Here is a 12,707-nt window from a genome sequence, read left to right on the forward strand (position 1 = left end):
TCCAATGGAATCAGATTTAGCGTATCACCGATAATAACGCCGGAAACGCTCATGTTGTATCGTTGATACATGTCACCAGGTTCACGCGTCGGGGACGGTGCTTCCGCCGTCGAATCCGACACCGCAGCCGCAGGGCGCGAGCAGACCCGCCGGCGGATCATTGAGGCCGCCGCCGACTTGCTGGCGCGTGAGGGTCGCGACGCGGTCACCACCCGCGCGGTCGCGGTCGCGTCACACCTGCAGCCGCCGGCCATCTACCGACTGTTCGGCGACAAGGAAGGGCTGCTCGAAGCGGTGGCCGAGCATGGCTTCGTCACGTTTCTGGCGGCCAAGCACGTCGACCCCGACCCACAGGACCCCATCGAGGACCTGCGGGCCGGCTGGGACCTGGCGGTCGAGTTCGGTCTGGCCAATCCCGCGCTCTACACGCTGATGTACAGCGAGCCCACAAGGGCCACGTCGGCCGCCTTCAAGGCCGGCATGGAAATCCTCATGGGCCGTATCCGGCGCCTCGCCGTGGGCGGCTGGCTGCGCGTCGACGAGGAACTCGCGGCCCAGATCATCCATGCCACAGCGCGCGGCGCGGTGCTCACCTGGTTGTCCCTGCCCGAAGACCGGCGCAATCCAGCCCTGTTGACCGTCCTGCGGGAGTCCATGGTCGCCGCCGTAACCAGCCAAGAGCCGGCCGTGCAGGACACGGGCCCCGCAGGCGCCGCCCGCGCCCTGCACGCCGCGCTGTCCGAACAGACCATCCTCAGCGGCGCGGAACAACATCTGCTGAGGGAGTGGCTCGACCGCATCGCCTCCGACGGCTGAGGCGCTATGGCTCCTGGACGCCACCCCGTCGACCTGACCGCCGAATGCCGAGCCGCCGCCGAATACCGAGCCGGTGCCCCATGACCGGCCGATTCATCGTGCCGTCGGGCCCGTTGCCCCCGTCGAGAATTCCTCGATACCGATCACCCGCAGCAGCTCCAGCCGCTCGCGGGTCTCGGCGTTCGCCGGGGTGAGCACCAGCAACTGCTGGCCCTGGTCGGGAGTGACCAGCGTCTCGCAGTCCATCAGCAGGCGGCCCACCTTCGGGTGCTGGAAGGTCTTGCGGTCGGCGCGCCGGACCGCCACCTCGTGCTCCGCCCAGATCCGGCGGAAATCAGCGCTCGCGGCCTGCAACCGGTCGACGAGTCCGGCGACCATGGAGTCGCCGGGCCGGCGGCCGGCGGCCGCACGCAGGTCGGCCACGAGCTGGCGAGCGTTGCGTTCCTGTTCCTCGGGCGGGCAGACGGCGCGGGCCGCGGGGTCGGTGAACCAGCGGAACGCGACGTAGCGCCGGTCGCCGGAGAAGCCGGTGTGGTCGCCCGTCAGCAGGATGGATGCCCGGTTCTGGGCGAGGATCTCGCCCAGGTCGGACAGCACCAGGGCCGGGGTGTCGCCGAGCAGGTCGAGCATGCGGATCAGGCCGGCGCGGGCCAGGCGGGCCACTCCGTCGGCGGGTGGGGGCTGGTGGCCGGCCAGGTGGAACAGGTGGTCGCGCTCGTCCTCGGAGAGGCGCAGCGCCCGGGCCAGCGCACCGAGCAGCTGGACCGAGGGCTGGCTGCTGCGGCCCTGCTCGAGGCGTACGACGTAGTCCACTGACATGCCGGCGAGCGCGGCCACCTCTTCCCGGCGCAGGCCGGCTGTGCGGCGCCGCGGGCCCTCGGCGATGCCGACCTCGGCCGGGCGCATCGCCTCGCGGCGGCGGCGCAGGAAGTCGGCGAGCTCGTCACGTTGCATGTCCCCATCGTCCTCGCAGCGGGAGGACCGATCCAGGGAGCGGCTCTCCCAGGATGAACGCTCCGCTCCCCTACCTCGCGGCGCGAGCGCACAGTGGGTGGCAGAGCAACGACGAAGGAGAACGCGATGCACACACGAACCCTGGGCACCACCGGCCCGGCCGTTTCCGCGCTGGGCCTGGGCGCCATGGGCATGTCGGGCGTGTACGGCGCGGCCGACCGCACGGAGAGTATCGCCACCGTGCACGCCGCGCTGGAGAGCGGTGTCACGCTGATCGACACCGGCGACTTCTACGCGATGGGCCACAACGAGCTGCTGATCGCCGAGGCGCTGCGCGGCCGGAATCGGGACAGTTACCAGTTGAGCGTGAAGTTCGGCATGCTGCGAGGGCCGGGCCCGCAGTTCGGCGGGACGGACGGCCGTCCCGAGGCGGTGAAGAACTTCCTGGCCTACTCGCTGACCCGCCTGGGCACCGACCACATCGACATCTACCGTCCCGCCCGGCTGGACCCGGCGGTACCGATCGAGGAGACGGTGGGCGCGATCAAGGAAATGATCGACGCCGGGTATGTCCGGCACCTCGGTCTCTCGGAGGTCGACGCGGCGACGATCCGCCGGGCGCATGCCGTGCACCCGGTCGCCGATCTTCAGATCGAGTACTCGCTGATCTCCCGCGCGGTGGAGGCGGACATTCTGCCTGCGCTGCGGGACCTCGGCATCGGTCTGACCGCGTACGGCGTCCTCAGCCGCGGTCTGATTTCCGGGCATTGGTCCGCCGGCCCGCCTGCCGACCCCAGCGACAGCCGAGGGTTCAGCCCGCGATTCTCGAGCGGGAACGTGGAACACAACCTCGCCCTTGTCGACGCCTTGCGCCGGGTCGCCGACGTGAAGGGTTGCACCGTTGCCCAGCTGGCCATCGCCTGGGTGAGCGCACAGGGCGACGACATCGTGCCGCTGGTCGGCGCTCGCACCCGAGAGCGGCTGGCCGAGGCACTGCCCGCAATGGAGCTGATCCTCACCGCGGACGACCTCGCCGAGATCGAGAAGGCGGTGCCGCCGGGCGCGGCGCGTGGCGACCGATACCCTTCCGCGTTCATGTCCAGCCTCGGCGCAGGCAACTGAGTCTGCCCCTCACCGTGCCGAAGGTGACCAGCCAGTCGGCGAGGTCGCCCGGAGCGATGTCACGCCGGCCAATCCCCGCCCCTGGACCTGGCCGGACGGTCGGCTGGCTGGCTGGCTGGCTGGCTGGCTGGCTGGCTGGCTGGCTATCGGACCACCACCGCAACCGGCCCCTCACACAAGGTGGAGTCGCCCCGCTGCCCCCGGCTGATGCACCGGGAGCGCCGCGCGTGCAGGATCTAGGCCGTGGATCGGAAGTGGCCCGAGGCTGCTGGTGCGTCACTCCTGGTGCAGAGAGCCGAGCCAGCGGTCGTCCTGGAACTCGGCAGGCACCTCGTCCTCCCAAGGATCGATCCCGCGGCGCTCCAGCTCGTCAAACCATCGGTCCCGCTGCGACTCGGGGAGGCGTCGTCCGCACCAGGGGCAGAAGTCGATCGTGACGCTCGACGTGCCGCCGTCATGGATGATCAGCCCGTACTCCTGGAACTTGGCGCTGAAGTCAACCAGTGCGTCCGGGCAGGCGAAGGGGTCGTCGTGCTGATCGCAGCACACGTTCACGCGGCTGGTCATCGCACCGCAGCAGTGACCGGTCATGACCTCGGCTTCCCGTTGGTCGGCATCGTGACCAGAAGTAGATCACGGTCTGTAGTGATCACCGGTTGGCACGTGGAGATCTGACGGACGCGCAATGGGCGGTGCTGGAGGGGCTGTTGCCGAAGAGGAGGAAGCCCGGCCGACCACCGATATGGAGCCGACGGCGGCTGATCGACGACATACGGTTCCGCGTCCGCACTGGTCGTCCGCACTGGTCGTCCGCACTGGTCGTCCGCACTGGCATCCCGTGGCGGGACATACCCACCAAGTACGGTCCCTGGAGCCGGGTGTACGACCTTTTCCGCGTCGGCGACGGGACGGCACCTGGCATCGGATCTTCACAGCACCGCAGGCACAGGTCGACACGGGGGACATGATCACCGGCCGAAGTTCGACCCGGAAGAGTGCAAGGCTCGGCACGCGGTCGGGTGCGGCAGCCATCGCTTCACAAGGCACCGCGCCGTGGCCACGAGGGACGACAACCCGCGGTCCGCTACGAGGCGACCGTCCTCGTAGGGGCCATCAACGAGTCGCGGTGACCAGCGCATTCGATGCACGCCCTAGGCTCGTCCCATGAACGACGAAGAAGTGATGACACGCGTCGTCGCGATCCTCACCAAGACACGTGAGTACGTCGGGGACGACGCACCCGAACCCGACAGCGAAAGCGATGTCCTGCTCAACGAGCTGGTGAAGGACATCTTCCCAAGGAGCGTGGACGTCGACGACGACGCCGCCCCGCAAGAGGTCGCCAACGCCATCGCCCAAGCCATGAGCGGCCCGATCTTCACGGCCTTCGGGGCATTCGCCGCCGCCTTCCACCAACTCGCCGCAGAACACGATCGCGGCGATCCCGAAGTCCCCTCCGCTCAGGTGCTACGAGACCTCGCCCTGCGCGCCACCAGCGAGGGACAGTGACCGTGGCCCCGCCCCCGAGTATCCTCGGCTCCTCCCGGCTGCGGCGACGGCAGCGACTCCGCCCACGAACACGCACGTGTCCGTTGTTCCGTCCTGATCATTCACGCCTCCGAACGCCCGCGGCTCGTCGAGATCCGTGACGACCTCCTCGCACGCATCCTGGAAGCCGAACGCGAGGGCTGGCTCGGCGAGAGCGAAGGCCCGCAGAGCAGCCTGACGCAGGCCGAGGAGAAGCTCACCCAACTCGACGCGCAGACCTCGCGGCAGCAGGAGTCCGTCGACCTGGAAGTTCCCACCTTCCGGGAGATCGTCGCTCGCACCACTGGGGTCGCCGCGCTACTTGAGCCTTCGTGAACCGCGAGCTCGACAGGCGACGCGCTGGTTACCGACTTCGGCGCTTCAGGGGCCGAGGGGTGGGGCTCAATGCGGGTCGCCGAGGCCCCGATCGCCCGTGCGGGATGTGCGGCCGAGTCGGGTGCGGCCCAGCGGCTCGTGCGGACCGGGCGTCGATTCAGCTGACGTGCACGGTCCAGGCCTTGGAGTACGAGCCGGTCAGGGTGGTGCCTGCGGGACGGTAGGCGCGCACGGTGCAGGTACCAGCGCGGGAGAACACCAACTTGCCCGGCCGCGGTCCCGTCGGAGCCGAGACCGGCGGCGACGAGGGTGGTCCAGGTGCCGTCGCCCTTGCGGACCTGGAAGTAGATCTTGGTGCCGGACACGTACGGCGTGCTCGTGGCGTGGTAGGTGACGCTCTTGCCGTGGTGGACACCGGTCGCGGGGCTCTTCACAGTGAGCGTCGCCTTGACCTTGCCCGTGACCGCGGCGCTCGTTGACGTCGCCCAGGTCAGCTTCTTCTCGGCGGTGATCGCGCGCCAGGTCCCGTTGCGCTTGGCCGTGGTGGTGAAGCGGGCCGTGCCCTTGCTGTCCACGGTGGCCTTCGCGATGGTGCTCCAGGCCGTGCTGCCCTCCGGCCGGAACTGCAGGGACACGGCGGCCCCGGCGGCCGGCTTGTCACCGGTCCGGTTACGGTCGCGGTCAGGGACTGCTCGGCCCCGTAGGTGGTGAGAGCGGGGCCGCTGAGTTTGGTCGTCGTATACCACCCCTCGTCACGTTAGGCAGTCGGGCGGCCACTCGCAGGGATGCCGTGCGATGCCTGCCCGAGCACCGCGCCCACGAGCAGCGATTGAGCTTGAGATGCGGATAGGGCCGGCGCATACCCAGTAGCTCGGACAAGGCGCCTTCGGTGCCTCCTGTAGTTCCGGGGCAGGGTGCGCAACCGGCAGCCACGGCCTCCAGATCGCAGGTCAAGCCGCGGGCGAAGGCGGTGATGCCGGGGAGCTGCACGGTTCGGGCGTTGTTGATCCAGCCAAGATCCGATGGGCAGTGGCGGGCCGGGCTCGACGAGGGCACGCGTGGCATGTCGAGCCCGGCCGGACCCGGTTCACGTCCGGGCCATCCGAGTGCTTGGCGATCCTTCGGCCGCTTGGCCGCTAGGCGTTCTGGACGAACTGGTAGGTGAGGAAGGCCAGGCCGTCACCGATGGTCCGGGTGTCGACCAAGCGCATGGCCTTCTTGCCGCCGGCCTCGCCGAAGAACCGTTCGCCGGCCCCGAGCACGACCGGGAAGACGACCATCCGCACCTCGTCGACGAGGTCGTGCTCGATCAACGTACGGCCGAGCCGATAGCTGGCAGGGACGACGATCTCTCCGTCCAGCTCCTGCTTCAGCTTCGAAACCTCGGTCACAACGTCGCCCTTCAGAACCGTCGAGTTGTTCCAGTCGGGTTCTTCGAGGGTCGAGGACACGACGTACTTGGGCATGGTGTTCAACCGGTCCGCAAGCTCGCCGCTCCGGGGCTGCCACCGCACCCCGAAGAACTCGTAGCTCTTGCGACCCAGCAGCCATGCCTCGGCGCGTAGCGCCTCCTCGAGCGCGACCTTGTTCCACTCTTCGAGGTCCTTGCCCCCGAACTGGACGAACCAGCCGCCCAGCTCGAAGCCCTCCTTGCCGTCCGGGTCCTGGACCACTCCGTCGAGCGAGACGTTCTGCGGTCCGCTCATCACGATCTTTCCCATTTCGATCCTCCTTCGCGCCGGCGTTGTCGTCGGCCACGTAGGTACAGGCGCCGCGGCGCTGGGAAACTGGGCGCCTTCGGACCGCCCAGTTCGCCCCTCGGCCGGCGCCTATACAGGATGGAAGTGCGGCAAGGTACGGGAAGAAGGTGACGGTGAGGATGATGGCAGCCGATCTGATCGCAAGGGCGCGGGCCGGGGACGGGCAGGCGTTCCGGGAACTGGCCGAGCCGTACCTTCGAGAGCTGCAGGTGCACTGCTATCGCATGCTCGGTTCCTTCGAGGACGCCGAGGACGCCCTCCAGAACACGCTGCTGACCGCCTGGCAGAGCCTCGGCGGGTTCGAGGGACGCGCCTCGCTGCGCACCTGGCTGTACCGGATCGCCACCAATCGGTGTCTCGACGCGCGTCGCGCGGCCAGCCGGCGCCCGGCCAAGGAGTGGGATGTGCCAGGGGTTGAACCGCCCGAGCCGACCCAGCTCGGCGAGGTCGTATGGCTGCAGCCGTTTCCCGGTGCGCCCCTGGAGGGTGCGGTCGAGGTGCCGCTCGGCCCGGAGGCCCGCTACGAGCAGACCGAATCCATCTCGCTGGCCTTCGTGACCGCCCTTCAGGTCCTGCCGCCCCGCCAGCTCGCCGTCCTCATCCTGCGCGATGTCCTGGGGTTCAAGGCGAGCGAAGTAGCCGACATGCTGGACTCGACCGTCGAATCGGTCAACAGCGCCCTCAAACGAGCGCGCGCCGGCCTGGAGCGCCACCGCCCGCCGACCGCCGGTCACCGTCCGCCTCCCGCCGTCGGCTCACCCGTCGAGGACGCGATCGTGGCGAAGTTCGTCCAAGCGTGGGAGTCCGCCGATCTCGATGCGCTGGTGGCCCTCCTGACCGACGACGTCTTCATGTCGATGCCACCGATGCCCTTCGAATACCAGGGCCGGGACGTCGTAGCCCGCTTCTGCGCCGGCCTGTTCGACGCGGGCCGCAGGTTCGACCTCGTCCCATCGCGAGCCAACGGCCAGCCGGCATTCGGGGCCTACCTGCGTGATCCCAACGGCGTCAGCCACGGGGTCGGCCTCTACGTCCTCACTCTCACCGGCGATCGGATCTGCGCCATGACCCGATTCGACAACAGCGTGCTCCCTTGGTTCGGGCTGCCGCGATCACTCCCGAGCCGATAGCCAGGTCATCGGCCCTCCAAGAGGGAGGACCGCATCACGTTCCAGATCCGGCGGTCCTGCGGTCCCGCACGAGGCCGCACGGACTGGAAGCCCCTGCGGGCCGCCTGCCCCAGCTGGAAAAGGCGCATCAACTCGTGGGTGCCTTGGGGCAGATGCTCACCTTGCGCACCGGCGCGCAGATCCTGCTTCAGCGACCCCCCGGCGACCGCTCCCCGGCTCGTCCGCCATCTCAGCGAATCACGTCAACAGCACCACAGCGGTATCCCTGCACCGGTCAAGCGCGAGATCCGCGAGATCCGCGAAAAGTGGGTAGCGGTGACCGACCCGCCTGGCGATGATTGGTGCCGCCAAAAGTACTGTTCCCGGATCCGCTGGACGCGCCCACCTGTCGCATCGGGACTCTCCGTGCGGCAGGACGAGGCGAGTCGGTGATCCCGCTGTCGCGTTGACCGGCATGGCCGCAGGCGCCCCGGCGCATGACCAAAGAGACGAGAGCGAACGTCCTTGCACGACCACGAGAGCGCCGGTGCCGAGCCGGGTCCCCAGGCCCACGAACTCGCCAAGCTCTACCTCGACACGCTCGAAGACCCAATGGATCCCAAGGAGTACGCGGCCCTGCGCGTCCTTGCTTTCGCCGTGCTCGCAGGAATAGCCGAACCCATCGACCCGGACGATTCTTCCTCCGAGCGTCGCCTGGACATCGACCTGACTCCGGCCGTCATCGACGAGTGGATGACCTTCATGGCCATCCACGACAGCGGCCGCATGGACCAGACAATCGTCGAGGTCGGCGACGGATCCCGCACGGTCGTGGACAGCGAGACCGCCGCCGACCCCGAAGCGCTGCGCAACTTCTGTGCGCAGGTCCGGGAGCGGAACCGGATACGTGAGGAGGAGCGGGACATCCTGAAGGGCATAGAGTCCGCCTCCACCTGACGCACGCCGCCGACGGCCCTCTGCGATCTGTTCCGGGCCCCGTGGCAGTGCCGTGTCGGGGCCTGGTTCGGGTCAGCGTTCGAAGACGCCGGTCAGTCGGCCGCGGTCGAGGACGGGTGCGGTGATGGCGGGCAGGAGGACGCGGGGCCGTGCCCGGTCCACCGGCGTTGAGCCGGGGATCCTGTCCACGGGGGTTGAGAGGGCGAACAGCTGGAAGATGTAGTGGTGCGGCCCGTGGCCCTTGATGGGTGCGGGACCGTGGTACCCGCGTCCGATGGTGGACCGCAGCAGCCGCACTCCGGTGGCTGGTTCCCGTGCGCTGAGGGCGCCGGGGCCGAGGTGCCCGGATGCCGGGTCGATCAGGGCGACGCAGTGCACCGCGGGCTTGGCCATGGGGACGTCGATGTCCTCGACGACCAAGAGGAGTTGGGCGGTGCCGGGTGGCGGCGGGGTCCAGGCCAGGTGGGGGGACAGGTCGTCGCCTCCGATGTGTTTCGCGCAGTGCTCCAGCGGCATGCCCTCGCCGTTGCTGAAGTGTTTGCTGGTGAGGGTCAGCAGCTCGGGGCCCTGCAGGTTGGGCATGTTCCACGCTGTGCCGGTCTCGCCTGCTCTGCGGTTGTTCAGGAGTCGGCCGAGCAGCGTCATCGTGTTGCCTCGATCATGTGGATGACCTCGGCGGTGGTGGCGGTCTCGCCGAGCTTGGGGAAGACGCGTTCGACACTGTGCCGGTGGGCATCGGGGTCGGGGTCGCTCATGGCGTCGGTGGCCAGGACGACGTGGTAGCCGTAGTCGGAGGCCGAGCGTGCCGTCGACTCGACGCCTGAGCCGGTCGAGAGGCCGGCGAGCACGATCTGGGTGACCCCCAGGTCCCGCAGGAGAGTGTCGAGGCCGGTGTCGTGGAACGCGCTGCGCCGCCGCTTGGTGATCAGGTGGTCGGTCGGCCGGACGTCGAGTTCGTCGATGAGGTCGGCCCAGTCGGCGAGCGGTGGGATGGCGCTGCCGGACCGTCCGGCCTCGGTGCGGCCGGGCGCGCGTCCGGTGACGTTGACCAGGACCACGGGCAGGCCGTGCCGCCGGAACTCGGTCGTCAAATGGGTCGCCTGCTTGACGACGGCGGTGACCGAAGGGTCGGTCTGGGCCGAGACGATGCCCTTCTGCAGGTCGATCACGACGAGCGCGGACGTGGGGTCGATCGTTGTCAGTGCCAAGGTTGCATCTCCTGTGGATGTCGGCTGATTGCCGGGCTCGGGGGCCTGGTGGTCTCAACCGCCGGCGGCCCGGCCGTCGGTCGCGGGAGCGAGGGCGTCTCCAGGGGCAGTCGTTTGCGGTCCTCGGGTCTTGGCGGCGGGGCCGGTGCCGCGCAGGAGGGAGACGATCGCGGCGAGGAAGGCGAGGGTGGCGCCGAAGGCGAACACGATGACCAGGCCGGAGTGGAAGGGGCCGGCGATCAGGGTCGGGAAGAACTCGCGTCCGGTCAGCGTCTGTTGCTGCACTGCCGTCAGATGGGTCAGTGCGCCGCTGGGCTGGAGCAGGTGCTGGATCGGGTTGACGCCCAGTTGGGCGGCGAACAGGGACGAGACCGGGGGCAGGCTGCCGACGTGGGTGGCGACGTGAGCCGGTACGCCGTGCTGTTGCAGTCCGTCGGCGAGGGAGTGCGGGAGACTGCCGGCCAGTCCGGCGATCATGAGGGAGAAGAACACACCGATGGAAACGGCGGTGCCGGAGTTCTGGAAGGTGGCGCGCATGCCGGAGGCGACACCGCGCAGGTGCGCGGGCACGCTGCCCATGATCGAGGAGGAGTTGGGGGAGGCGAACATGCCGCTGGCTATCCCGTTGAGCGCGATCAGCACAGCGAAGATCCAGTAGCTGAAGTCGATCGGCAGGAGCATCAGGCCCAGGAAGCTGGCGCCGAACAGCACCGCGCCGCCGGTGGCCAGCCCCCGGGAGCCGAGCCGGTCGGACAGGTATCCGGAAACGGGCCCGGCGGCGAGGAACCCGGCGGTCAGCGGCAGCATGAAGATGCCGGCCCACAGTGGTGTGGCCTCGTAGTCGTAGCCGTGCAACGGAAGCCAGATGCCCTGCAGCCAGATGATCAGCACGAACTGCATCCCGCCGCGGCCGATCGAGATGGCCAGGCTCGCCAGGTTGCCGAAGGTGAAGGCTCGCAGGCGAAAGAGACCCAGTTGGATCATCGGCGCACAGACTCGGTTCTCGATGGCGACGAACGCCGCCAGGAGGGCCAGTCCACCGACGATCAGCCCGTCGGCCAGCGGGTCGGTCCAGCCCATGGTGTGCCCGCCGTAGGGTTGCAGGCCGAGGGTGACCGCGATCAGGACCGCGCTCAGCCCCACCGCGAACGTGATGTTGCCCCACCAGTCGATCCGGCCGCCGCCGCGGTTACCGCTCTCGCGCAGGGTGCGGTAGGCCCACAGCGTGAAGAACACGCCGACGGGTACGTTCACCCAGAACACCGCCCGCCAGTCCCAGGCCGACAACAGACCACCGGCGACCAGGCCGATGAACATCCCGCCCAGGCCGGCGACCTGGTTGATGCCCAGGGCGAAGCCGCGCTGCTCCTCGGGGAATGCGTCGGTCAGGATCGCGGCCGAGTTCGCGGTCAGCATCGAGCCGCCGACGGCCTGCACCAATCGCCAGGCGATCAGCCACATCGCTCCGTGTCCGCCGTCGAAGGGGTCGAAGGACAGCAGGATCGAGGCGAAGGTGAAGACGGCGAACCCGGAGTTGTAGATCCGGACCCGGCCGTACATGTCTCCCAGCCGGCCCACCGTGACCACCAGGACGGCTTGGACCAGCCGGTACCCCATGATCATCCAGAGCAGGTAGGCGATGTTGCCCGGAGCCAGCGGGTCCAGGTGCACGCCCCGGAAGATCGCCGGCAGGGCGATCAGCACGATGGAACCGTCCAGCGCGGACATGAGGACCGCGGCGGTCGTGTTCGTCAGCGCCGTCCACTTGTACCGGTCGTCACCGGCCGAGCGGCGCGCGACGCGCGTCCCGGGAGGATCCGTCATCAACTTGGCTTCCTCATGCTTGCGTTGGCGTCAGATGTTCTGGGACAGCCGCTCCAGCAACGGCGCGGCCGCTGCCAGCTGCTCCAGCTCCGCCGGGGTGAACGAGCCGCTGGCCAGGGCCCGTGCGATGAGCTCGGTCCGTGCGTTGCGCTTGTCCTTCAGCGCCTGCCGACCGGCGTCGGTCACGGTCAGCACGACACGCCTGCCGTCCTTCGGATCGGAGCGGCGTTCGACCAGGCCACGGACCCGCAGCGCGCTGAGCGTCGCCCCCATGGCCTGTGCGGTGATCTGCACTTCCCGGGCCAGCGCCGAGGAGGTGGTGGGGCCCGAGCCGTCCAGCCGCGACAGAGCGGTCCGCTCGGGCATCGTGAGTCCGCCGTCGATCGGTACTTGGCGTACGCGTCGCACCAGCCCGCTGAGACTCGCCAGCAGGGCCGAGGCGACTCCTTCAGGATCCAGGTCAGCACTCATATACTAAGGCTACTTTATCAACCTGCCTTAGTAAATCCGTCTCTCACTTGCTGTCCCGCAGTGGAGTTGCGCGTCGATCTGGGTCGGTGACCTCCACGCGCCGTATGTCGTCCCGTGACACAGAGGGGGATCTTGATGATGACCGTCCCCCCGTCCGTGCGAGCGCCGAACAGGGGTGGGTTCGCCGGGTCCGTCGGCCCCAGGCCGCACCCGGTCCCGGACAGCGCGAGCACGGCCAGAAGCACCGAAGGGGACGACGCGTGAGCGATTCTTCTTGTTCGAGGTGAAGCCCTCGCGCCGGCCGCGTCACTCCGGCGACGGCGCGGCACCGCGCCGCAGGAGATCCTGCACCGCCACGGCCACGCCCCGGCCTGCGAAGACCAACGCCAGGAGACCCATAGCGGCGGCCGGCCACCGCCACACACCGTGGAACCGGGTGATCACGTAGATCACCCACCAGACCTGGATCATGCCGCCCACCAGGTTGCCCAGTACGCGCAACACCGGATGCGCTCTCCTGCGGAACACCGCTTCAAACCACGTCTTTTCCACTGCTTACCCCCACCTCGCCCGGGGCCGCCCCGGGCGATCACAGGGAAACAATAGAAGCGCCCGAGCCCAAC

Annotated in this window: 15 protein-coding genes; 6 read left to right on the forward strand and 9 right to left on the reverse strand. The window is 68.9% G+C overall.

What is annotated here, in order from left to right; translation table 11 throughout:
• Positions 1–69 precede the first annotated feature (69 nt).
• Positions 70–816, forward strand: a complete 747-nt coding sequence (locus ACFYR3_RS32400) for a TetR/AcrR family transcriptional regulator (RefSeq protein ID WP_355855706.1) — start codon at positions 70–72, stop codon at positions 814–816.
• Between the two features lie 93 nt (positions 817–909).
• Here ACFYR3_RS32400 and ACFYR3_RS32405 read toward each other — a convergent pair whose 3' ends face one another.
• Positions 910–1,770 (reverse strand): helix-turn-helix transcriptional regulator, encoded by an 861-nt coding sequence (locus ACFYR3_RS32405; RefSeq protein WP_355855703.1) that lies wholly within the window; start codon positions 1,768–1,770, stop codon positions 910–912.
• 126 nt (positions 1,771–1,896) lie between these two features.
• On the opposite strand from ACFYR3_RS32405, the gene ACFYR3_RS32410 reads away from it, so the two are divergent.
• Positions 1,897–2,892: an aldo/keto reductase gene (locus ACFYR3_RS32410; RefSeq protein ID WP_389285493.1), complete on the forward strand. Its 996-nt coding sequence runs from the start codon at positions 1,897–1,899 to the stop codon at positions 2,890–2,892.
• 276 nt (positions 2,893–3,168) lie between these two features.
• Here ACFYR3_RS32410 and ACFYR3_RS32415 read toward each other — a convergent pair whose 3' ends face one another.
• Positions 3,169–3,483: a DUF6980 family protein gene (locus tag ACFYR3_RS32415; RefSeq protein ID WP_355855697.1), complete on the reverse strand. Its 315-nt coding sequence runs from the start codon at positions 3,481–3,483 to the stop codon at positions 3,169–3,171.
• A 101-nt stretch (positions 3,484–3,584) separates the two neighbouring features.
• Here ACFYR3_RS32415 and ACFYR3_RS32420 point away from each other — a divergent pair, with 101 nt between their 5' ends.
• Both ACFYR3_RS32420 and ACFYR3_RS32425 read left to right on the forward strand, forming a co-directional pair.
• Entirely contained in the window at positions 3,585–3,860 is a 276-nt protein-coding gene (locus tag ACFYR3_RS32420) for a transposase (protein ID WP_389285525.1), read from the forward strand.
• A gap of 196 nt (positions 3,861–4,056) precedes the next feature.
• The gene (locus ACFYR3_RS32425; protein ID WP_355855694.1) at positions 4,057–4,401 is read left to right on the forward strand and encodes a hypothetical protein; all 345 of its coding nucleotides are present in this window, start codon (positions 4,057–4,059) and stop codon (positions 4,399–4,401) included.
• Between the two features lie 101 nt (positions 4,402–4,502).
• On the opposite strand, the gene ACFYR3_RS32430 is transcribed toward ACFYR3_RS32425, so the two are convergent.
• Positions 4,503–5,390 (reverse strand): hypothetical protein, encoded by an 888-nt coding sequence (locus tag ACFYR3_RS32430; protein WP_355855691.1) that lies wholly within the window; start codon positions 5,388–5,390, stop codon positions 4,503–4,505.
• A gap of 501 nt (positions 5,391–5,891) precedes the next feature.
• Positions 5,892–6,476, reverse strand: a complete 585-nt coding sequence (locus ACFYR3_RS32435; RefSeq protein ID WP_355855688.1) for a dihydrofolate reductase family protein — start codon at positions 6,474–6,476, stop codon at positions 5,892–5,894.
• Between the two features lie 158 nt (positions 6,477–6,634).
• Between ACFYR3_RS32435 and ACFYR3_RS32440 the strand changes: the two genes are divergently transcribed.
• Positions 6,635–7,645, forward strand: coding sequence for a sigma-70 family RNA polymerase sigma factor (locus tag ACFYR3_RS32440; protein WP_389285496.1), 1,011 nt, complete (start codon positions 6,635–6,637; stop codon positions 7,643–7,645).
• A 504-nt stretch (positions 7,646–8,149) separates the two neighbouring features.
• Positions 8,150–8,581, forward strand: coding sequence for a hypothetical protein (locus tag ACFYR3_RS32445; RefSeq protein WP_355855682.1), 432 nt, complete (start codon positions 8,150–8,152; stop codon positions 8,579–8,581).
• A 72-nt stretch (positions 8,582–8,653) separates the two neighbouring features.
• Here ACFYR3_RS32445 and ACFYR3_RS32450 read toward each other — a convergent pair whose 3' ends face one another.
• The 5 genes from ACFYR3_RS32450 to ACFYR3_RS32470 form a co-directional block, all read right to left on the reverse strand.
• Positions 8,654–9,163, reverse strand: coding sequence for a YbhB/YbcL family Raf kinase inhibitor-like protein (locus tag ACFYR3_RS32450; protein WP_355855679.1), 510 nt, complete (start codon positions 9,161–9,163; stop codon positions 8,654–8,656).
• A gap of 59 nt (positions 9,164–9,222) precedes the next feature.
• On the reverse strand, positions 9,223–9,789 hold the full coding sequence (locus ACFYR3_RS32455; protein ID WP_356784912.1) for an isochorismatase family protein: 567 nt from the start codon (positions 9,787–9,789) through the stop codon (positions 9,223–9,225).
• Between the two features lie 54 nt (positions 9,790–9,843).
• Complete coding sequence (locus ACFYR3_RS32460; protein ID WP_389285499.1) at positions 9,844–11,613, reverse strand: MFS transporter; 1,770 nt, start codon at positions 11,611–11,613, stop codon at positions 9,844–9,846.
• Between the two features lie 30 nt (positions 11,614–11,643).
• Complete coding sequence (locus tag ACFYR3_RS32465) at positions 11,644–12,084, reverse strand: MarR family winged helix-turn-helix transcriptional regulator (protein WP_389285501.1); 441 nt, start codon at positions 12,082–12,084, stop codon at positions 11,644–11,646.
• Between the two features lie 306 nt (positions 12,085–12,390).
• Positions 12,391–12,588: a hypothetical protein gene (locus tag ACFYR3_RS32470; protein ID WP_389285503.1), complete on the reverse strand. Its 198-nt coding sequence runs from the start codon at positions 12,586–12,588 to the stop codon at positions 12,391–12,393.
• Positions 12,589–12,707 lie beyond the last annotated feature (119 nt).

It is taken from the genome of Streptomyces sp. NPDC005784 (assembly GCF_042871525.1).
In the GTDB taxonomy this organism is placed as follows: Bacteria; Actinomycetota; Actinomycetes; order Streptomycetales; family Streptomycetaceae; genus Streptomyces.

Coding starts and splice junctions, on each gene's coding strand:
- ACFYR3_RS32460 (WP_389285499.1), bottom strand. CDS start 11,613: ATGACGGATCCTCCCGGGACGCGCGTCGCGCGCCGCTCGGCCGGTGAC.
- ACFYR3_RS32465 (WP_389285501.1), bottom strand. CDS start 12,084: ATGAGTGCTGACCTGGATCCTGAAGGAGTCGCCTCGGCCCTGCTGGCG.
- ACFYR3_RS32410 (WP_389285493.1), top strand. CDS start 1,897: ATGCACACACGAACCCTGGGCACCACCGGCCCGGCCGTTTCCGCGCTG.
- ACFYR3_RS32425 (WP_355855694.1), top strand. CDS start 4,057: ATGAACGACGAAGAAGTGATGACACGCGTCGTCGCGATCCTCACCAAG.
- ACFYR3_RS32435 (WP_355855688.1), bottom strand. CDS start 6,476: ATGGGAAAGATCGTGATGAGCGGACCGCAGAACGTCTCGCTCGACGGA.
- ACFYR3_RS32450 (WP_355855679.1), bottom strand. CDS start 9,163: ATGCCCAACCTGCAGGGCCCCGAGCTGCTGACCCTCACCAGCAAACAC.
- ACFYR3_RS32405 (WP_355855703.1), bottom strand. CDS start 1,770: ATGCAACGTGACGAGCTCGCCGACTTCCTGCGCCGCCGCCGCGAGGCG.
- ACFYR3_RS32440 (WP_389285496.1), top strand. CDS start 6,635: ATGATGGCAGCCGATCTGATCGCAAGGGCGCGGGCCGGGGACGGGCAG.
- ACFYR3_RS32400 (WP_355855706.1), top strand. CDS start 70: ATGTCACCAGGTTCACGCGTCGGGGACGGTGCTTCCGCCGTCGAATCC.
- ACFYR3_RS32415 (WP_355855697.1), bottom strand. CDS start 3,483: ATGACCGGTCACTGCTGCGGTGCGATGACCAGCCGCGTGAACGTGTGC.